The organism is Novosphingobium sp. BL-A-41-Hi4B-X5A (assembly GCF_055521705.1).
In genome coordinates, this window is sequence record NZ_CM145500.1 from 2,677,819 (window position 1) to 2,695,918 (window position 18,100).

20 protein-coding genes and 1 pseudogene are annotated in these 18,100 nt (G+C 64.4%); 6 read left to right on the forward strand and 15 right to left on the reverse strand.

Translation table 11 applies throughout. From position 1 onward, the window contains the following. Positions 1-35: 35 nt before the first annotated feature. Genes ACZ1JY_RS12990 through ACZ1JY_RS13060 form a run of 15 tightly spaced genes read right to left on the reverse strand, consistent with a single transcriptional unit; the run spans position 36 to position 12,857 of the window. Positions 36-1,781: a conjugal transfer protein TraN gene (locus ACZ1JY_RS12990; protein WP_465129550.1), complete on the reverse strand. Its 1,746-nt coding sequence runs from the start codon at positions 1,779-1,781 to the stop codon at positions 36-38. Next, positions 1,778-2,533: a type-F conjugative transfer system pilin assembly protein TrbC gene (gene trbC / locus ACZ1JY_RS12995; RefSeq protein ID WP_465129551.1), complete on the reverse strand. Its 756-nt coding sequence runs from the start codon at positions 2,531-2,533 to the stop codon at positions 1,778-1,780. The genes ACZ1JY_RS12990 and trbC overlap by 4 nt, the downstream gene beginning before the upstream one ends. Beyond that, on the reverse strand, positions 2,530-3,543 hold the full coding sequence (gene traU, locus ACZ1JY_RS13000) for a conjugal transfer pilus assembly protein TraU (RefSeq protein ID WP_465129552.1): 1,014 nt from the start codon (positions 3,541-3,543) through the stop codon (positions 2,530-2,532). Before traU ends, trbC begins: the two co-directional genes overlap by 4 nt. Then, entirely contained in the window at positions 3,540-4,169 is a 630-nt protein-coding gene (traW, locus tag ACZ1JY_RS13005) for a type-F conjugative transfer system protein TraW (RefSeq protein ID WP_465129553.1), read from the reverse strand. The genes traU and traW overlap by 4 nt, the downstream gene beginning before the upstream one ends. After that, the gene (locus ACZ1JY_RS13010) at positions 4,166-4,687 is read right to left on the reverse strand and encodes a S26 family signal peptidase (protein ID WP_465129554.1); all 522 of its coding nucleotides are present in this window, start codon (positions 4,685-4,687) and stop codon (positions 4,166-4,168) included. Before ACZ1JY_RS13010 ends, traW begins: the two co-directional genes overlap by 4 nt. Further along, entirely contained in the window at positions 4,684-5,070 is a 387-nt protein-coding gene (locus ACZ1JY_RS13015; RefSeq protein WP_465129555.1) for a TrbI F-type domain-containing protein, read from the reverse strand. Before ACZ1JY_RS13015 ends, ACZ1JY_RS13010 begins: the two co-directional genes overlap by 4 nt. Further along, the gene (locus ACZ1JY_RS13020; RefSeq protein ID WP_465129556.1) at positions 5,063-5,449 is read right to left on the reverse strand and encodes a hypothetical protein; all 387 of its coding nucleotides are present in this window, start codon (positions 5,447-5,449) and stop codon (positions 5,063-5,065) included. The genes ACZ1JY_RS13015 and ACZ1JY_RS13020 overlap by 8 nt, the downstream gene beginning before the upstream one ends. Beyond that, positions 5,449-8,001, reverse strand: coding sequence for a type IV secretion system protein TraC (gene traC, locus ACZ1JY_RS13025; RefSeq protein ID WP_465129557.1), 2,553 nt, complete (start codon positions 7,999-8,001; stop codon positions 5,449-5,451). The genes ACZ1JY_RS13020 and traC overlap by 1 nt, the downstream gene beginning before the upstream one ends. Next, positions 7,998-8,621, reverse strand: coding sequence for a hypothetical protein (locus ACZ1JY_RS13030; protein WP_465129558.1), 624 nt, complete (start codon positions 8,619-8,621; stop codon positions 7,998-8,000). The genes traC and ACZ1JY_RS13030 overlap by 4 nt, the downstream gene beginning before the upstream one ends. Then, complete coding sequence (locus tag ACZ1JY_RS13035; protein WP_465129559.1) at positions 8,621-9,490, reverse strand: DsbC family protein; 870 nt, start codon at positions 9,488-9,490, stop codon at positions 8,621-8,623. The genes ACZ1JY_RS13030 and ACZ1JY_RS13035 overlap by 1 nt, the downstream gene beginning before the upstream one ends. Beyond that, positions 9,487-10,830, reverse strand: coding sequence for a TraB/VirB10 family protein (locus ACZ1JY_RS13040; protein ID WP_465129560.1), 1,344 nt, complete (start codon positions 10,828-10,830; stop codon positions 9,487-9,489). The genes ACZ1JY_RS13035 and ACZ1JY_RS13040 overlap by 4 nt, the downstream gene beginning before the upstream one ends. After that, entirely contained in the window at positions 10,830-11,636 is an 807-nt protein-coding gene (locus tag ACZ1JY_RS13045; protein ID WP_465129561.1) for a type-F conjugative transfer system secretin TraK, read from the reverse strand. Before ACZ1JY_RS13045 ends, ACZ1JY_RS13040 begins: the two co-directional genes overlap by 1 nt. An 8-nt stretch (positions 11,637-11,644) precedes the next feature. Continuing rightward, positions 11,645-12,208, reverse strand: a complete 564-nt coding sequence (locus ACZ1JY_RS13050; RefSeq protein WP_465129562.1) for a type IV conjugative transfer system protein TraE — start codon at positions 12,206-12,208, stop codon at positions 11,645-11,647. Between the two features lie 12 nt (positions 12,209-12,220). After that, a complete protein-coding gene (traL, locus tag ACZ1JY_RS13055; protein ID WP_465129563.1) occupies positions 12,221-12,508 on the reverse strand; it encodes a type IV conjugative transfer system protein TraL in 288 nt (95 codons plus the stop codon). Positions 12,509-12,542: 34 nt separating this feature from the next. Beyond that, positions 12,543-12,857, reverse strand: coding sequence for a hypothetical protein (locus ACZ1JY_RS13060; RefSeq protein WP_465129564.1), 315 nt, complete (start codon positions 12,855-12,857; stop codon positions 12,543-12,545). Positions 12,858-13,119: 262 nt separating this feature from the next. On the opposite strand from ACZ1JY_RS13060, the gene ACZ1JY_RS13065 reads away from it, so the two are divergent. The 6 genes and pseudogenes from ACZ1JY_RS13065 to ACZ1JY_RS13090 all read left to right on the forward strand — a co-directional run bounded on the left by ACZ1JY_RS13065 (position 13,120) and on the right by ACZ1JY_RS13090 (position 18,090). Continuing rightward, the gene (locus ACZ1JY_RS13065) at positions 13,120-13,716 is read left to right on the forward strand and encodes a hypothetical protein (protein WP_465129565.1); all 597 of its coding nucleotides are present in this window, start codon (positions 13,120-13,122) and stop codon (positions 13,714-13,716) included. After that, positions 13,709-13,930: a helix-turn-helix transcriptional regulator gene (locus ACZ1JY_RS13070; RefSeq protein WP_465129566.1), complete on the forward strand. Its 222-nt coding sequence runs from the start codon at positions 13,709-13,711 to the stop codon at positions 13,928-13,930. The genes ACZ1JY_RS13065 and ACZ1JY_RS13070 overlap by 8 nt, the downstream gene beginning before the upstream one ends. A gap of 270 nt (positions 13,931-14,200) precedes the next feature. After that, the gene (locus tag ACZ1JY_RS13075; RefSeq protein ID WP_465129567.1) at positions 14,201-14,455 is read left to right on the forward strand and encodes a sigma factor-like helix-turn-helix DNA-binding protein; all 255 of its coding nucleotides are present in this window, start codon (positions 14,201-14,203) and stop codon (positions 14,453-14,455) included. A 149-nt stretch (positions 14,456-14,604) separates the two neighbouring features. Further along, positions 14,605-15,516 carry a HEPN domain-containing protein gene (locus tag ACZ1JY_RS13080; protein WP_465129568.1) on the forward strand — a complete coding sequence of 304 codons (912 nt, stop codon included), beginning with the start codon at positions 14,605-14,607 and terminating at the stop codon, positions 15,514-15,516. A 278-nt stretch (positions 15,517-15,794) separates the two neighbouring features. Further along, positions 15,795-16,934 (forward strand): annotated as a pseudogene (locus ACZ1JY_RS13085) (IS3 family transposase). A 604-nt stretch (positions 16,935-17,538) separates the two neighbouring features. Beyond that, on the forward strand, positions 17,539-18,090 hold the full coding sequence (locus tag ACZ1JY_RS13090; RefSeq protein WP_465129569.1) for a hypothetical protein: 552 nt from the start codon (positions 17,539-17,541) through the stop codon (positions 18,088-18,090). The last annotated feature ends 10 nt before the right edge of the window (positions 18,091-18,100 follow it).

Here is an 18,100-nt window from a genome sequence, read left to right on the forward strand (position 1 = left end):
CATGAGGGCGGCGGTCACAGAGGTACGAAGCGCGCTCACTGGCTGCTCCTTTCATAATAGTCGCGGATTTTTTGCTGGATCAGTTCGGAGGTCTGCAGCTCGTCGGGGAGGCGCGCAGCGTCGGTGAACTCTGCGTAGACCTCGGAGAAATCCATGCGGGAGAGGTCGAGACGGGCGAACTCGTCGAGGGTGAAGCCCAGGCACTGCTCGGACTTGGGCTTGGCCCAGGGCTTGGGCAGCTGCGCGCGGCCCTGCTCCTGGAGGATGCGGGTCAGCTTGGATTCAAAGCAGCAGTAGACCTTCTTCTTGGTCAGGCAGACCCCGAGGAAGCTCGAGGAGCAATAGGTGCCCACATAGGCGCACAGACCCTGCGCATCGCGCTGGTGCAGCAGGATTTCCTCACGCCCGCATCCAAGCGCGACCAGCAGCTGGATACCGGGGATGAGCGGGAAGCCCTTGCCCTTGCAGCAGTTGAGCACGCCGAAGACCTTGGACGAGCAGGTCTCGCGTTCGCCCTTGAACAGGGTCATGGTCGCAGGATCGAATTCGCGCCGCGCCTGATCCATCGCGCTCAAGGCGACAACGGCGTCCTTGAATTCGTCATTGGCTTCGCGCTGGATGGTCTCGCACGAGCCGTCGATGCAGTAGACGTCGCCGTCGCAGACATATTGCTGGCCCGACGTCTCACTCGGCGGCACCGGGCACTCGTAAACACGCTCGGCGGTCGAGCAGGGACTGTCGCCCGTCAGGCAATCCTCGCGCACGAAGCGGCAGCTGCCGTTGGCCTCGAGCTCGCTGCAATCATTGCCGGCGACCCTGGCCGAACAGGTGTAATTGCGCTGCCAGGCCCAGCAGGGCTGGGTCACCGACACTCCGTCGACGATCCGGGTGACGGGATCGCTGTCGGTGCAGACCTCGCTGTCGAGCGAGCAATTGGCATCCGCTGCAAGGCTGGAGCACTGGCTCTCGTTGCGCTGGGTCGTCACCACGGTTTCGGTGGTCGTGGTGTAAGGCGTGGCGCCCTCGACCGGTGCGGTGCAGCTCACGAGGTCGACATGCAGATCGCCGTACGAGCAGCCCCAGTAGATCCCGAAATAGGGATCGCACAGGTTGATCGGCCAGGACTGGGTGACCGTGCACTGCGGTGCCGGATAATGGTTGCAGGCGTAGATGCTGGCGGGATCGACCCCGCTGCCGCCGACGCAATAATAGCCGTAGATGTCGCGCGGGGTTGCGCTGGCCTCCAGCGTGATTGGACAGGATGCGGACTTCTGCTCGGCCGTATAGCCAGTGTTGCAGGTCGCCATGTACGTGCCGACCGAGCCACTTCCCGGCGGCAGGGGCACGCAATTGCCCTTCGAGCCGGACACCGACATGCCGCTGGTGTAGTCGAGCGGGGTCTTGCTGATCTCACCCGAGCGCGCGAGGATGCTCTTGATCTCCTGGGGCGAGAAGCGCGCCCGATTGTTCATCGAATCCTCGATCGTGCGGACGGCAGTGTTGCTGGTGGCTGCACTGCGCGCCGCGCCCTCGATCCGATCCGGATGGGCGGCCAGATCTTCCAGGCTCTGCGTCCCGGCGGGGTTGAAACCAGGCACGCGCGAGGCATCGGGCGCAGTGGTCGCTGCACTCTTCACCTGGTCGATCACGGCATTGCCGAACGACTTGCCGTCGGCCTTCGCATCAGCAGTCGTGTGCCCTGATTGGGACTGGGCCGCGACGGACTGAGCGGCGCCCGCGCATAGGAGGCCGGCGCAGAGCAGCGTCAGGATCGTTCTCATTGATCGGCTCCTGCTTCGAGGCGGGCCAGATGAAGGCGCGCCAGCGCCGCGCCGGGGCCGGCACCGTCTTTGAAAGTTTCAAGGACCTGTCCGACCGTCACATTGCCAGTCAGCCGGTCGTGGGGCGGGAGGACATCCTTGCAATCGAAGCCATCGCAAGGCGAGAAATCGCTCCCCACCATGACAAAGCTCGGCGCTGCCTCGATGTGAAAGGCGCGGAACAGGCGCGGGTCGATCCCGAGCGCCTGCGGGGCATCTTCGCCTTGCCAGATCTCGGTCAGGAGCGCCTTGAACCGCTTGGAATCGCCGGATGGGAAGCCCCGCAGCACGGTCACGCCGCCGGCGCGGCCCATGTCGCGCACCAAGGCCTTCAAGGCCTCGGAAGGCATCGACAGGCTGGCAAAGGCGATGAAGCGCGGGCTTTCGCCAAGCGGCGCTTTCTCCGCCTCGGCGCGTTCGCGAACCATCGCATCGAAATCGAAGACATCGGTGCTCTTCGCCGTGGGCGGCAGGTTGTCCGCGTAGCGCGCGCCAGTTGCCTGCGCCCGGTCCTGGGTCTGGAGTGCATCATCGTGCACCGCTTCGGCCCGTTCGCGAACCGCCGCCGCCAGCGCGGCTGCGTCCTCGGCGTGCTCTGCCGAGCGGGCGCGAATGGCGTCGAGGTCGATGCCGTCGGGGGCACTCTGGGCGAGCGCGAGGCCCGCGAGCGGGAGAGCCAGTCCCAGCGGAATGAGAAGGAGTTTCCGGTTCATAGCGCGCAGCAGTTCCGCTTGCGCCAGACGAGGTAGCCCATGTCCTCGCCGATCGCGGGGATGACCTGTCCGGCCGATTGAAAGGTGGTGGCGGCGCCGATCGGGGGGCAGGCATAGCGCCCCTTGGTCGCCGGGTTCGGATTGGTGGCCTGGAACCGGTATTGCTGCTTGCGCATCACCGGCATCAGGTACTTGCCGCAGAGCCCCTTGCTGCCCATCGTGCCCCAGGCGACGAGTTCACGGTGGAGCTTGTAGGCAAAGCGCGAGAGCACGAGCCGCGACGCCTGGACATGTCCGATCGAGGCCGAAACATTCCCGTTCATCGGGTACATCGAGCCTTGGCAGCCCGCGCACCAGAACATCTCGTCGACCGGCAGGTGGACCGTCGAAGATACACAATCGGCGGCGCAGGCGGCGAGCGCGAGTGGGTTGGCGAACAAAACCGCCTCAGGATTGATGATCGCGGTGAGTTCGCTGTCCTGCCAGAGCGGATCGATCTCTGAGATGTAGAGAATGTCGATCGAGCCCGATTCCAGGCACAGGAAATCGGTGACGATCTCCATCCAGTAGATCAGCGGATAGGCATACCAGTGGACGTGCCAGCTCGAGTAGTTCTGGCTCGCCCCGCCAATCGCCGACGGCCCCTTGATCGAGCGAAACCCGATATCGAAGCCGGGATCGAGCTTCATCCCGCCCAGGTTGACGAAGCACCAGGGCTTCATGCTGACGTCAGCAAGCCGGACCGGCTCCCAGAACCCCATGGCGATGCCGGGGCGCAAACCGCACAGACACAGCGGCAGGGTCGGGTTGGAGGGATCCGGACGGCTCGACGGCCAAATCTTGAGGCCGCCGACCGAGATCGGAAACAGGCACGACCAGCAGATGTCGGTGATCGGGTTGACGAAGCTACCGGTGCAGCGGCCCGGCCCCGCATCGGCACTGGCTGGAGTGGCCAGCGCCAGACCGAGGCTTGCGAGCATGACCGCAGCCAGACGACCAAGATATGTCATGGGCGGGCTCCTTGGCGAAGCGGAAGAACGATCTCGCTGACTTCGAGCGCGCGGCCTTGCTGACGCACCCGCGCTGGCACCGCCCCGATCCCGAAATGACGAATGAGTTTGCCGCCCTGGTCGAAGTAAAAGCGTCGCTGCCGAGCCTTCATCAGCTCGAGCGGCGCACCCTTGGTCAGAATGAGTTTCGCAGCTCTCGACTGGCTCAGCGCCCAGCTGAGCTGATCGGGATCGTCGCCGTCGAAGAACAGGAGCTCTGCGCGCAGGGGTACGCTGTCGAGCGGGTTCACCCTCGTGCCGCGTGCATGAATGAGCTCGCCCTTGGGCCCTCGAATATCGGTCTCGAGCGTAATCGTCGGATCAAAGCTCCAGCGACGGGCGGCGCTCGCGCGGACCAGGCCGACCACGGGCTCGGGCCGATTGACCCGGGCCGTGGTGCGCCGCTGCAGTTCCTGGTTCAGCCGCCCGGTCTCGCCCGACTTTTCCATCGCGGTCAGCCGCGTATGGATCTGCTCGAGGAGATCGCGCTCCATCACCGGAAAGACCGCACCTTGCTGGCCATAGTCACGAGCCTCGGCCGCAGGGGCGCAGGCAAGGCAGAGCGGAAGGATCAGTGCGCGCCTCACAGGATCGCCCTCCCGCTGCCAAGAATGTGGCCACGGCAGGCAAAGCCCACTTCGGCATAGCGGCTGTCGAAGCCGCGCGGGTGGTCGCTCCCGACATAGTAGCAGCCGCGCGGGATCACCCCTTCGGGGCCGGGGCTGAGCGTCAGCCCGAGACGGGTGCGCGCGAGGCGCGCGCCGACCTTGTGTCCGTTGACCAGGACCTCGGCGCCCTCGTGGCTCACCACATCGCCCGGCAGGCCGAGCACGCGCTTGCCGAAGAGATGCGGTCCCTTCCCGAAATGCCTCTCCAACATCGCCGAGGCTGGAGGCTCGAAGAAGATCAGGCTGCCGCGTGCGATCGGCGCCGACTTGTCGAGCCAGAAGGCCCAGTTCGGCAGGCTCGGGCTCGCATTGATGAGAAAAGCATGATCCTCACCAAAAGCCGCGATCGGTGCCCAGGCAAACGGCAAGGCGACAATCCCGGTGAGGAGCAAGGGACGCCGGACCCGGCGCAGCGTGCGGGCGATAAGATCTGTCATGGCCGCTTCTCCCGGCCAAGCTTGGCGGCAACGCGCTGCTCGAGTTCAGCCGTGGCATCGGGGACGTTACCGCTGAGCACCGCTTCGGCGACCAGCACCACCCGGCCATTGCTGCCCATCTCGCGCACCGCAGCCTCGGCGGCTTGGAGATAAGCCAGCGTTCGTGCCTGCCCATCCTCGGGCGCCTTCCCACTGCGCGCTTCGGCATCGACGAAGCGCGCGATCGTTTCGGAGAGGCGCACGGTGACGATCTGCTCGCGGGGACGCGCCACTTCGCGGCTGACCCAGGCACCCCAAAGAAGGAGGCAGACCGCGAGGAGAACCGCGCCCAGGCGCAGCGCCAGTGGGCGATTAAAGGGCTGTAAGAGGGTCGTGTCAGCCATTGTCGTTCTCCTGGGAAGCAGGCGGAGCGAGCGCCATTTCGAGGCGCTTTAAAAACCGCGGTGCGCGCGCCAGCAGCACGCCCAGCGAGGTCGCTAGGAACACAACCTGGAGGTCCTGCGAGAAGGCGATCCGCCGGATTGCGTCCGCCTCGCGGTAGTGGTCGGCAAGATTGGCAAGCTGCGAGAAGAGAAGCTCGAGGTCCCAGCCCGCGAGGAACAGGAACGCAAAGAGCGGCAGGCCGAGCACAATCAGCAGGCTCGAGACGGCAAAGCGCGAAGCCTCGATGAGGACGAAACATGTCCCCTGCAGAAACGGCAGCAAACGCGGCGGCGGCGACCACACCCCGATTTGGTCGAAGGGCGTCTGGTGGAAGGCCATCAGCGCTCTCCTTGGCTGAGGCCCGCAACCTTGCGGATCGCATCGGCGAGCGGCATGCCGCGCGCCTCGAGCGCCTGGATCGCGGCGTAAGTGTCGGGATCGGACGAGAAGATCGTCGCCGAGAGCGGATCGAGCACCAGACGGCCGATGGCCTCGGTCTCTGGACCCTTGATGAAAATCTCGGAATACTCCGCGCCCGAGCGCTTCAGCGACCGGATCAGGGTCTCGGTGCGATCGTCCATGTCGAGCCGGGCGCTCTGTCGGAAGTCGGCAATCGTCTCGGCCTTCTGCTGAAGGATCAGCATCCAGTCGCTGTTTTCGAGTGCCGCGCGCGCGCCGTCAGACTTGTAGTAGTCGTTCAGGGACTGGGTGGCGGTCGCAAGCGCGCCGCCATATTTGCGCGCGGTGCGAGCATAAGTCTCGACGAATTCGCCCATCGAGCCGCCCCGCAGCATTGACCAGGCCTCGTCGATCAGCAGCAGCTTGCGGGTTGCTCGCGAGGTCCGCGTCATGGCCTGACCGGTCATGAACATGATCGCCGAGAGAACGACGCTCCTGAGCTCTTCACGGCTCGCAAGATCGCTCATCTCGAAGACGGTGAAATCATCGTCGAGCGCGAAGCTGGCCTGCCCTGAAAAGAACCCGCCGTAGCTGCCGCCTCGGCAGTAGGGCGCAATGGCGGTCGCGAGGTTTGTCCCGAGCTCGCCCCCGCCAGCGCCAAGAGCGGCTGCGATATCGTCGATGCTGCCGCCACTGCCGAGCGTGTCCCAGACCGTCGTCACCGCCCGGTCGATGAGGCCGCGCTCGGTATCGCTCGGCTTGTCATCGTGCCGCGCCATCTGGCCGATGATCGCCTTGATCATCGCGAAGCAATCGAGCCGGTAGTCTTCATCGCTCGCCGCCCGGGCATCATCGACCATCGAGAAGGGGTTGAGCGAGAAGCCCGCCGCCAGCGTGAACTCGACGAAACGGCCTCCCTGAAGCTTGACCGAATGTTCGAACGAGCGGCCATCGTCGATTACGACGACCTTGGCGCCCGCGCCGCGAAGGGCCGCGCAAAGCTCCTGGAGCAGGACCGACTTGCCCGACCCCGACTTGCCGCAGATGGCGATGTTATGGTTGCCCGCCCCATTCTCGAACGGCGACCACCAGAAAGGCTGACCGCGGCGACCGACGAGCAGGAGATGGGGCACGGCGCGGCCGAGATATTCGCCCTGCATCGGCGCGATATTGGCCGCCGTGGTCGAAAGCATCGTGCGCATGCGCTTCAGGCGCAGCATGTCGTCCGCCAGCCCGTCGGCAAGGCTCAACGGAAAGGCTGCCACCAGGCCCTGGAGCTGGAGAAAGCGCTCGTCGGCAAGATCCCAGCCTGCAGCCTTGAAGATCGCCTTGATGACGCGTTCATGCGCGTCGCCTTGGCCGAGAGGCGAATAGCTGGTGAGCCCGTAGAACAGCTTCACCAGCTTCTTGCCGGCCTGCAGTTCGTTTTGGACGTGCCGCCACTCGGCCGACTGGTCGGCAAGCTTGGGCAGGAACCGCGCGCTCTTGGTCTGGCTCAGGCTCGTGGTGCGCATGAACTTGTAGCCGGCGCGAGCCGAAGCCGCCTCTTGGTCAGGATAGACCAGGCAGAGCATGGTCGCAGTCGGACATGGAAAACGCAGCTTGTCGGTGAACATGTCGCCGATTAGGCGCGCGCATTCCCATGGCGCCCAGCGTTCGGGAAACGCGCGCACCGCAAAGTGGCGCAGATCGAAGCTGTCGGGCAGGCATTCGCCGACTTCGGGATGGCCAGCGCGGTCGCGGCCGATCTCGCGGAACCGCTCGGTTCGCAGCACCATGCGGTCGTCTTCAACCTCGAGCTCAATGTCGCTGCGGATCGCCTGGACGTCGATCTGCTCGAGCGGATTCCAGCCTTCGCGCTCGGGTTCGCGGGCCGTGGTCGGCGAGGTCAGCTCATCGATCAGCCCGATCAGCGCCGAGGGCCGCAGCGCATGGGCTTCCAGGCCCAGCGAATGAATGAGGCCCAGGAGCCCCTCGCGGCATTCGGCGAGTTCGGCATCGGTGACATGCGCGCTTTCTGGCACGCCCAAAGAGACGATCAGACGGCTGCTGCGGACATGGAAGGGCGCGTGCGCCGACCCGCTCTCCCAGACGAGATCGTAGAACCGGGCAATCCGTTCGCGCGCGATCGCTTCGTAAATCCCGCCCTGCTCGTAGCGGGGTGCGAACCACGGCGAGACTTGCCTGAAGATGCGGGGGCTCGCGAAATTGAGCACCTGCAGGCAGGCACCCTGGGGCAGCCCTTCTGAGAAGAACTGACCCAGGATCTCGCCGGTGCGCTCATCAGCGCCGATGAGCGGCGTCACCTCGAGAATGAAGCCCTTGGAGCGGGCATTGCGGTAGAGGCCGGCGCTCTCGTCGAAGACCCGGTACGGGAGCCAGTCCGAGAGCATGTCGAGGCCGAAGCTCGGCCGCGGCTTTTCCGCCGAGGCCGTGTCCGCAAACAGCGAGCCCATCAGTGCGTCGCGCGCCCTGGCAAGCGAGAGACTCATGGCTGTTGACCTTCCTGAGGAGCGGACTCCTCATGGTGTGCATCTGGGTGGGGGACCCGAGCCGGGAGGGAGGCAGTCCCGGGTCCCCCGGCCGGCGCGTGCTGCAAGGGGGCAGTCAGCACGTCCGGCAAGGCGGTGGTGGCAGGATCGGCAGGAAGATCGACCGGGGGACCGATCGGATGCGGTGGCTCTGCGGCGCTATCGGGATGGCGAGCGGCGCTCACCGCACGGGCGAGTGCCCGAGCGACTTCGCGGCGGCTCGCCGGATCGTGGAACTGGCTGGCCGCGCTCGTCGGCAGCGGCACCTCGACGACCCGCGCTTCGTGCGTCCGCCCATCTGCGTCGCGATAGGCCGCGAGCACGACGCGCAGCCGTCCTTCGGATATCTGCGGCAGGACGCGCGCCGAGGGTAGCCTGGTCGCTTCGGACGCTTTGCCGGAGGCCTGAGTGGCCGCGTCATCGATGACCGAGGTCGGCGCGCAATTGCCCTCCGGTGCCCGGCACGAGAAGCTCCCTTTGACGTTGCCGCCCAGCACCGCGCAGCCGCTGGTGGCGACAGCGAGGGCGGCGAGCGCCGCAAAGCGCAGCGGTGTGAGGGAAAGTCTGTTGGGCCTGCCCATCACTGGCCTCCCTTGTTCGGAGTGAGGCCAAGGAAGCGGCGGATTTCGCTCGCCGGGCGATAGCCCTGCAGAACCGCGCCATCGCTCGCCCGCACCATGACTGGCGTGCCGTTGAAGCCATTCGCCTTGGCGTAAGCCTCGTTTGCATCGAGGCCCTTGGGCTTGCAGCCAGGACGCGCCTTCGGCACCTCACCGGCATAGGCGGCGTGGAGCGCGGCGGCCGGATCGGATGCGCAGAGGACGGCCTCAGACAGCGCCCGGCTCTTGGCGCCGAAGATCGAGATCGGCCGTTCCTCGACCTGAACGTTCGCCTTGGTGAGTTCGCCGGTCAGCCGCTGGCAGTAGCCGCAGTGGAAGTCCGAAAAGACCACGACTTTGGGACCTGCCGGATTGCCCCAGCGCACCGCGCCATCGGCGGGCAACTTGGCAAGATCAACCTTGGCCGGGGCCGCCTTCGCCGGTTCGTCGTCCTGCGCCTTGCTCTCGCGCCCCGCCCGCGCTGCGCCGGCGGCGATGAGGTCGGGGTTGAGCTCGAGCAGGCGCGCTGCCGTCACATCGCGGCGCGTCTCCATGTCGTAGAGCCGTCCGACCAGGAGGTAGCGAGCAGACTCATCGACGTAGAACAGCGTGCTCCCCGACACGACTTCGCACAGCCCGCCGAAACCCTCGCAAGTGAGCGCGTCGATCGGCGTCTTGGGAAGGCGTGCCTTGAGTGCAGCGCGCACGGCGCTCGAGGTGTCACTCGCCTGGGCCGGCGCAGAGGTCACCGCCGCGAGACCGAGGCTGACGACGGCGAAGGCCGTAGTGAGGGCAAGCGCTGCTGTTGCGGCGCGGGCTTTGAAGCCCGGCCGGAAATCCGTGTAATTCATTTCGGGTTGCTCCTGACGTGAACGCCGTCGAGAAAGACGATCTCGACCTCGATGCCGGTCGGCATCTCGACGACGGGTTGGTATTGTTCGGCGCGTTCGATGAGGTATTTGCTCACCGTATCGGCGGCCTCGCCGGCGCCTTGGCCGATGCCGCCCGTGACAATGTCGGTCGGCGAAAGCGCCTGCCGCTTGCCATCGGCCCCGATCTGACCGGTGAAGATACCGTTGGCATTGGCCGAGAAGCCCCGGCCAAAGCCGCCGACGATGCCGGCAAGGAGGGCCTGGCCAACCAGGCTGCCTTCGCGGCTGACGACACGGCCACGCACGCCCGACTTGCCGGCAAAGCTGATGAAGCCTTTGACCTCGCTCACCGCATAGCGGCCGCCCGGCTGCGCGCAGGTCATGCGCGCCAGCTTCACATAGACTTTCTCGCTGCTGAGATCGCCGCGGGCCGCGCCGTTGACGAGGCAGCCGGTGATGTCGGTTGTCAGCACCTTGCCGCCGCGCATGACGGAGCGTGCCGGGCCAGTAATCCGCAGCACCACCGGGAGCGGATCAGTCTGGCTGGCGACACCGGTCGAGGCATCTACCCCGACGATGACTCGCGCCGGCGCATAGCTGTTGGGCGGCAGGTAATCGGGGCTGTCCTGTAAGAGGAGCTGCGGGGCGGCGGTGTCGCCGGCCGGCTTCTTGGGTCCGGCACCGCCGGTCTCGAAGCTCATCAGGCTGACCTTGGCGTCAGCTGGCGGGCCATCGGCGGTCTGCCGAGTTGCACCTGGCGCCGTGGTGCCAGCGCCGGGGGTAACGCCAGGGCCATAAGCAGGTGGCGGCATGACCGGTGCAGCCGGTGCACGCGAGGCCTGGTCGAGCTGTACTTTCAAGGCCGCGTTCTCTGCCGAGATCGCATCGATCGCGTGCTGACCGTCGGTGCGCATCTGCGCATTTTCGGTCTTGAGTGCAGCTAGCTGCTGCTCGAGCTCGGGGCGCGACACCTGACCTTCCTTGAGCGCCTTGATCTCGCGGTCCTGGGCATCGGCCCGGTTGCCGTAGGTCGCGACAAACTCGCGTTCGGACAGGTTGCGGTTGACGAGCCCGCCGGTGTCGATCGTCACCGCTTCGCCGGAAGCACCCGAGCCTTTGTCTTTGTCGCCGCTAAACAGGAACGTTGCGCCGCCAACGAGGGCGACGGCGCCGACACCAATGAGCAGAGCCTTCTGGCGCTGGGCAATCTGGCGATTGAGGTTACGGCGTCCAACTTCACGCCGGCTCTCAGGAGTGGCGGCCACCTGGCCGTCGTCGGCAGCGGGTTCACCGCCCGTATGTTCGGTTTCGCGTGCCATTACTCGAGCCCTCCCTTGCGGAAGACAAGGAAGGCGCTGGTCGTCTCGCCGGGGCGCAGCCCATCGCGGCCATAGGCAAAGGCGATGGTTCCGGCCGGACCCTCACGGTCGGCCGCAAGGTCGAGCGGCTCCTTGCCGAGGTTGCGTAAGACCAGGCGCTGCCCGACGAGCTCGGCACCGGAGTATTCCGCGACCAGCTGGACTTCGATCCCACCGGTCTTGCGGGGGAGCCCCAGTTCGGCGCGGGCCGTAAAGCCGGGCAGGACTGCGTCCCCGGCCATGGCCTCGATCAGGCGGATTGCCGCCTCATCGGGACCTGCCGCCTGCTCCCAGTCTTCGGCCTCGTGGGTCTTCAGCGCCGGGTTGGTGACGAAGATCTGGCTCGCCTCTTGGGCGGCCGTCCGGCACGCGAACTTGTAGACGTAGCCCGCCTTGCTCGTAGCGAAGAAGCTGACCCGGTCGGCGGCAAACTGCGGCGGGACCGAAATGTAGATGTCGCCGCGGACCGGCTCATGGGTCACGGTGAAATCGTTGTAGGGATAGGCGCTGGCGATCTTCGAGACGTTGGCAAAGTCATCGCCCACCAGCGCGATGCGGGTCAGCTCGCCGCGCGAGAGCACGCAGTCGATCTTGGCGTTGTCCGCCGCTTCGACGAACTGGTCGGCGAAGGCCGGAGACGCGCTGAACGCGAGGGCGCACAGGGCCGCGCCCAGCGCCTTGAAACCGGTGTCAACACGCCGTGTCACACCTAGTCCGAAGCAGGCGAGACCGGCGCCTAGCGCGGTCGTTGGGGTAAGATAGCTCATGGCCGTCTTCAGTCCTTCTGGCTTTGGTCTTGCAGCTGCTCGAAGCCCGTGAGCCCGAGGGCGAGGCCATGCCGGCTCCAACGGAACCGGAAGCTGCGATCGTTGCTGGCGATCACCTGCGCGCCGACGAAGGTCTTGAGCGTGCCGGTGACGGTTGAAGTGAGTGCGGCCGGGTCGACCTCCATCTTGCGGATGACAAAGGCCTGGCTGATGTCCGAACCGCGCTGCTCGTCGACGATCTTGACGAGCTCGGCCTTGAGGCGGCCGTAAGCGGCCGGATCAGCAAGCTTCAGGATCTCGGCCATCCAGTAGTCGAGGCCTTGCGGGCTCCGGTTGAGCAGCATCAGCGCGGTGTCGCGGGTGACGAGCTCGAGGTAGTGCGCGTCCGGTCCGGCGCTGGAGACCGAGAGCCGTTCGCTGGTCACCGGGACCAGCACAACCTCCCGATCCCGGGTTGCTGCTGCCCCCACGCCGAACAGCGTGGTGACAGCCAGACCGCCGGCGACCAGAGCCAGCCAATTGCGCTGGCGCAGGTATTTCTGGGTCTCTTCGTATGCGAATTCTGCGCGCATCGCTTGTCTCCCTCAGCCGGCCAGGAGGCGGCAATGGGAGGGCGGCGTGGCCTTCAGCCCAAGGACCCCCCCGGGCATGTACCAGTAGGCAGCATGCACCAGCGCCGAGCCCGCGTTTCCGGATTTCGCCTTCCGCAAGACGAACCAGGTCGCAAAGGCGAGAGCGATCCCGATGAAGATGTGCTGCGCCAGGATCCCCCAGATGAAAGGGATCAGCAGCCCCGCAAACTCGTCGATGGTCCAGAAGCCGATCAGCTCCGGATCGTCGAGCCGTTGGGGTACGAGGTACTTGTCGGCCATGTTGCCGCCCTCCCGCCGTGACCGGATCCGCTGTTCAGATGACCGCGGTCACGACCGAGGTGACAATCGGCACACCGGTACCAACGCCAATTCCCACGCCCACCGGCACCGCGATCTGGCCTAGCGAGAAGCGGCCCGATGCAAGGCCGACGAGTCCGCTCGCCAGGCTGAGGACGGTGATGATCTTGCCGCCCGAACCCTGGAGGAAGCCGGTGAATTTTGTGAGGGCAGGAGTGAAAGTGGCGTCGGTGCCGGCAATCGCTGCACCGGCGCAGGTCAACGCAACCGCAGCCGGCAAGAGGTAGTCTTTGAGCCGCGAACCGCGGGCGAGCATAACACGGGTTTTCATGAGCAGGGCCTTTCGAAGGATGGTCAAACAGCAAGCGGCTCACCGTTCGCTGCATGTTCCTCGTGATCCCTCGATGGCCCTGTAGGAAATCTAGCCGTGCGATTTCGCCCGCTCGACCAAGCGAAAAACGACTTTGGCGGCCGATCCGACCGGCCTTTGCGCCAGCGCACCCGTCTCCAGCGCAAATTCAGCCGGAAACTGCGCGTGACCTAACGGAATTCACGCGTGCGCGCCGCATTTCTGCGCGAATCGCCGAGCCGCGTTGATTCGCGCCTTCCTCTATGTTCCTTTTATGTTCTTTTCGTTTTCCTACACCCTTCCTCTTCCGATAGCCGGTGAGTCGATCATGCAAGCCAGAGGAGAAACTACCGTGATCGATATGGGCGTACTTGGTGAAAGCCAGACCCGGCGCGACCTCGCAAACCTGCTCCACACCGCTGTCGAACTGAGTGGCCGCAATCGCTGCGAAATCGCGCGCGAGGCCGACCTTCACAAGGATGCGCTACGCCGGACGCTGATCGGGGAACGTAGCCCCAGCGTGGGCGAAACGCTGCGGATACTGGCGTCATCGGGCATGGCACCGCATGCTCACTTGCTGCTGTTCTTGGGGGCTGGCGGTGATCAGGCGACTCGCTGGCTTCAGACCGACATCGCCCGCTTCTTTGAAGAGCTCGTCGGTGAGCTACCGTCCGCGCTCGAGCGCGTCCTTGGCAATCAGGTCCATGACGTGAAGCCCCGTTGGGCCAAGGGAACCGCTCACCGGGTGGCGAGGCTGCTCGCTGATCACATTGACGAGCTCGAACGCAAGGACGCTCTGCTGGGTGAAGGCAGCGCGGGCTTTGGAGGGCGCCATGGCTGAAACAGAACCGTCGCCGTCACCCGAGCAGCGCAGGATCACTCGCCTGATCCGGCTGAAAGAGGTCCAACACCGCGTTGGTCTTGGCCGGTCCACGATCTACCGGTGGATGGCCGAAGGGAAGTTCCCCAAACCCCTTCAGTTGGGTGGCTATGCCGTTGCTTGGGCAGAAGACGACATCCAGGCCTGGATCGGTTCCCAAGTTGGAAAACCCTGAGCGCACCTTCACTCCTGCGCCAGTGCGTGACACCCGCGCGATATGCATTGCATTTTCGCCCGTCGTTGGCAGCGCTGAGGCAGCCCCACAGCGAAGCCGTCTCCGCACCGGTCCCTGCCCGCCTCGGCGTGCATGGCAACCCGGCTCTGCCGGGTCCTGCGCTTCGCTGCGGCCCTGCGGGTGCAATGCTCGCCCAGCGGCGGGCCTTGGGACCGCCTGCCGCCGCCTTCGCCGCTGGGGCGATTTCCGTGTGTCGGCCAGGACTGCTTCATGAAAATGCCAGATATCGCCGGTGCGCTGGAGCAGCTTCCTCTCCTGAAACCGTGGATAACGCGGCGACGCATCGCCCGCATGCACAAGGCTCTGCTTGCCTTGTCGCCTTTGCACCAAGAGGTGTTCCGCCTGGTCCGCTTCAAAGGGATGTCGGTCGGTAAAGCCGCACAGCACCTGCAATTGCCTTCGCGACGCGTCCAGCAATTGCTCACCGAGGTGATCATCGCATTGGTCGACGCGGCACGGCGATGAGCTGGCTCGACGCCGGCAGCTGCAGTCCCTTTGTCAAAACTGCCTCTGACCTTCCGCCAACCAGCTTGGTGCAGCCTGATGCTACGAGGTTCGCCGCCGTTTGCACTTTGCCCTTGGCAGGAGACTTAAAACGGTCGATTCTGCACCACATGACCTCTCGCCTCGATCATCTGCCCGAAGGCAAGCAGCGGGAACTCGCGCATGTGGTCGAGACCGTGCGCTCGGGCTTTGCCGAAGCCATTGCTTCACGCACGCAGCCGCGCTTCCGCGCAGGTAAGCTACTCAAGATCATCCTGTTCGGCTCTTATGCCCGGGGCGATTGGATCGAGGATCCGGTGGGCCGCTACTTCTCGGACTACGATCTGCTGGTCGTGGTCAACCATGACGATCTCACTGACATAGCCGAGTTCTGGGAAGCGACTGAGAACAGGCTGCTTGCCGACCTTTCGGCAGGGACAGTGCTGCGTACGCCTGTCAGCCTGATCTATCACAGCCTCGACGACGTGAACGACAAGCTCCGGCTCGGCCGTTATTTCTTCATGGACATCCTGAAAGATGGCATTGTCCTGTTGGAGGAGCCCGGGTTCCCCTTTGTCGAGCCCATGCCGCTGTCGCGGGAGCAAGCGCTCAAGGAGACTCAAGACTACTTCGAAGACTGGTTCGAAAGTTCTAAAGAGTTTCTAGGCACGGCAGCCTACGCAATGGATCAAGGATGGCATAAGAAAGCTGCGTTCGACCTGCACCAGACAGTAGAAAGGCTGTATCACTGCCTCTTCCTGGTTCGCACGCTTTGGTCGCCAAAGTCGCACAACCTCAACCGCTTGCGCGACATGGCCGAGGAACTCGAGCCCACCCTGAAAGATGTCTGGCTGCGCACCGGACGCTTCGAGAAGCGGTGCTACGCCCTGCTGCGCGATGCTTACGTGAAGGCGCGTTATTCGCCTTCATACCGGATCTCAGCTGACGAACTCGCCTGGATCGCCGAGCGGGTCAAAGTGCTCCAGGACAAGGTGAAGAGCGCCTGCGAGGCGCGCATCGAGGACCTCGCCAAGGCCGCCTGACGGCACAAGTGGCAATTATAACGCAGAGGCACCGTCATGGCTGTCGTCAGCGTCCAACTTTGCTCGCCTCAGGCCGGAAGCTGAGAACCGCATCTGGGACCTAGCTGCCGCTCGCCAACGCTACCCCAAAGGCCGGACAACAAATAAAGCTGCCTTTCGCGCGCTGCCTTGAGTAAGGCATGAGATCGAGCGGCCGCCTCTGAAGAAGCTGCGGCACATTGAGTAGCCCGTAGATTTCTGGACGCCTTCGATCCTAGTTTTGAGGACAGGAGGCGATGATGGGGAAGCTCAATTTCAGTGATGAGTTCGAGCGCGATGCGGTAGCCCAGATCACGGAACGCGGGTATCCGGTAGCGGAGGTGTCGCAGCGGCTCAGGGCCAGCCCGCACTCGCTGTATGCGTGGAAGCGGCAGCTGGCGAAGGTCGTGTCCGGCGATGCGAGCAAGGATGCCGAGATCCGCCAAGTTGAAGCGCGAGCTGGCCCGGGTGACCGAGGAGCACGACATCCTAAAAAAGCCACCGCGTATTTCGCTCGAGATGCAAAGTGAGATACGCGTTCATTGCCGAGCATCGCAATCGCTTTGGCGTGCGAGCAATGTGCCGCTGCCTCGCCGTGCAGCCCAGCGGTTTCTATGCCTGGCAAAAGAGTCCGATGAGCCGGCGGGCTCGGGAAGATGCCCGGCAGACCGATCTGATCCGCAAAGCTTGGAACGACAGCGGGAAGGTCTGTGGCTATCGCAAGCTGCACGATGATCTTCTGGATCACGGCGAGACCTGCTGCCCCAACCGCGTTGCGCGGTTGACCAGGCTGGCGGGTATCAGGGCCCAGGTCGGCTACAAGCGCCGGCCTGGCAGCTACGGTGGCAAGCCGTCCCTGGCGATCGACAACACGCTGGATCGCCAGTTCGACGTGGCTTCACCAGACCGGGCCTGGGTGACAGACATTACTTACATTCGCACCCTGGAAGGCTTTGCCTATCTGGCGGTCGTGATCGACCTCTATTCCCGGCGGGTGGTGGGTTGGTCGATGCAAAGCAGGCAGACCACCGACGTGGTACTGCAGGCGTTGCACATGGCGGTATGGCGGCGCAGCCGAAGCACCGGGTGCTGATCACTCGGGTCAGGGCTCGCAGTTCGCCAGTATGGACTGGGCTGCGTTCATCCGGGCGCACAATCTCGAGCACTCGATGAGCGCGCGCAGCAATTGCCATGACAATGCGGTTGCCGAGAGCTTCTTCTCGTCGCTCAAGCGTGAGCGCATCCGCCGCCGAACCTACAAAGCACGCGAGGAAGCTTGGCAGGACGTGTTCGATTACGTCGAGATGTTCTACAACCCGGTGCGCAAGCAGGTACGGAACGGGATGCTGTCGCCCGTCGAGTTCGAACGGCAGCAGATTTTGAAAGCGGAAGGCGTCTAGAAAACTAGGGGCTACTCAAGGTGTAATTTGTGCGTACATTGATAATTGGCGTCTGCACCTGCCGCAATTTGCTTAAACCGAGGCGTAGTTGCAGGGTGATTTGGATCTGGACTTTAAAAAACTGGCTCTCAGTGACTGCCATGGTCAAACGTCCGGATCTTGCGATGAAAGATGTAGGAAGGCGGAGATTGGCAGGCTCAAAATCCTGTCATCGCTGGTTCGATGGTTGGTCATTTCCTGGCATGGCCTCCTGGCTTAGCCTTTCGGTCTGGGCTGGCTGTATCGGGGGGACTGCGGCGCGGGCACAGAACGCGGCCCCAGTCACGGTGACCCCGCCAACGCTTGTGCCAGATTCAGTGAACCGCAACGCTGCGGCGGACATTCCCGAGCGCGGCGGCATGCAAGCGCCGCCCGGTGCGGACAGCATTACTCTTAGTCTGTCGGACATCACCGTGTCGGGCGAATATACGGAACTGCACGACCGGACCGAGGCAATCATCCACAGCGTGATAGGAAAACCCGTTACGCTGGCACAAGTCTATCCGGCGGCGTCAGAAATTGAAGCAAGCTACGCCCGTGCCGGATACGTGCTGGTACGGATCGCGTGCCGCCGCAGGAACTGGATGACCACGGCATTCTGCACCTGCTGCTCGTGGACGGTTATTTCGAGGAAATCGATGTTGCCCATGTTCCAGCGAGGGTGCGCGCGCCCGTGGTGCGAGCGGTCGGGCACCTGCGCGAAAGGCCGCAGTTGTACCAGGCTGATGTCGAGCGCGCCATACTGTTAGCGGGCGACGCGCCCGGCCTTTCGCTCCGTTCCACGCTGGTGCGCGGCATTCGACCAGGGGGATCGCAGTTGATCCTGGACGGTACATACCGGCCGGTTTCCGCAAGTCTCGGCTTGCAAAACAGCTACGATCCCTCGCTTGGGTCGGTAGGAGTGCAGGCGCAGGTCTCGCTGAACTCGATCTTTGGGATGGGTGAATTGATCTATGGCTTTGCCGCCAGCGGCATCGATCTTGTCCATCTGTTCGAAGATCGAGCCAAGGTCAGGGTGCTGGGGGGCGGAGCGATCTTTCGGCTGGCCGATGGCGGTTTCGCGCTTAGAGCGGTTTTCGACCGCTTTAAATCGGCGGGTGATTCCCGCGGGGCATGATTTCTGATTC

Excerpts from the sequence above, each read along its gene's own strand:
- ACZ1JY_RS12990 (WP_465129550.1), bottom strand. The coding sequence starts at position 1,781 with ATGAGAACGATCCTGACGCTGCTCTGCGCCGGCCTCCTATGCGCGGGC.
- trbC (WP_465129551.1), bottom strand. The coding sequence starts at position 2,533 with ATGAACCGGAAACTCCTTCTCATTCCGCTGGGACTGGCTCTCCCGCTC.
- traU (WP_465129552.1), bottom strand. The coding sequence starts at position 3,543 with ATGACATATCTTGGTCGTCTGGCTGCGGTCATGCTCGCAAGCCTCGGT.
- ACZ1JY_RS13010 (WP_465129554.1), bottom strand. The coding sequence starts at position 4,687 with ATGACAGATCTTATCGCCCGCACGCTGCGCCGGGTCCGGCGTCCCTTG.
- ACZ1JY_RS13015 (WP_465129555.1), bottom strand. The coding sequence starts at position 5,070 with ATGGCTGACACGACCCTCTTACAGCCCTTTAATCGCCCACTGGCGCTG.
- ACZ1JY_RS13020 (WP_465129556.1), bottom strand. The coding sequence starts at position 5,449 with ATGGCCTTCCACCAGACGCCCTTCGACCAAATCGGGGTGTGGTCGCCG.
- traC (WP_465129557.1), bottom strand. The coding sequence starts at position 8,001 with ATGAGTCTCTCGCTTGCCAGGGCGCGCGACGCACTGATGGGCTCGCTG.
- ACZ1JY_RS13030 (WP_465129558.1), bottom strand. The coding sequence starts at position 8,621 with ATGGGCAGGCCCAACAGACTTTCCCTCACACCGCTGCGCTTTGCGGCG.
- ACZ1JY_RS13035 (WP_465129559.1), bottom strand. The coding sequence starts at position 9,490 with ATGAATTACACGGATTTCCGGCCGGGCTTCAAAGCCCGCGCCGCAACA.
- ACZ1JY_RS13040 (WP_465129560.1), bottom strand. The coding sequence starts at position 10,830 with ATGGCACGCGAAACCGAACATACGGGCGGTGAACCCGCTGCCGACGAC.
- ACZ1JY_RS13045 (WP_465129561.1), bottom strand. The coding sequence starts at position 11,636 with ATGAGCTATCTTACCCCAACGACCGCGCTAGGCGCCGGTCTCGCCTGC.
- ACZ1JY_RS13050 (WP_465129562.1), bottom strand. The coding sequence starts at position 12,208 with ATGCGCGCAGAATTCGCATACGAAGAGACCCAGAAATACCTGCGCCAG.
- traL (WP_465129563.1), bottom strand. The coding sequence starts at position 12,508 with ATGGCCGACAAGTACCTCGTACCCCAACGGCTCGACGATCCGGAGCTG.
- ACZ1JY_RS13060 (WP_465129564.1), bottom strand. The coding sequence starts at position 12,857 with ATGAAAACCCGTGTTATGCTCGCCCGCGGTTCGCGGCTCAAAGACTAC.
- ACZ1JY_RS13070 (WP_465129566.1), top strand. The coding sequence starts at position 13,709 with ATGGCTGAAACAGAACCGTCGCCGTCACCCGAGCAGCGCAGGATCACT.
- ACZ1JY_RS13075 (WP_465129567.1), top strand. The coding sequence starts at position 14,201 with ATGAAAATGCCAGATATCGCCGGTGCGCTGGAGCAGCTTCCTCTCCTG.
- ACZ1JY_RS13080 (WP_465129568.1), top strand. The coding sequence starts at position 14,605 with ATGACCTCTCGCCTCGATCATCTGCCCGAAGGCAAGCAGCGGGAACTC.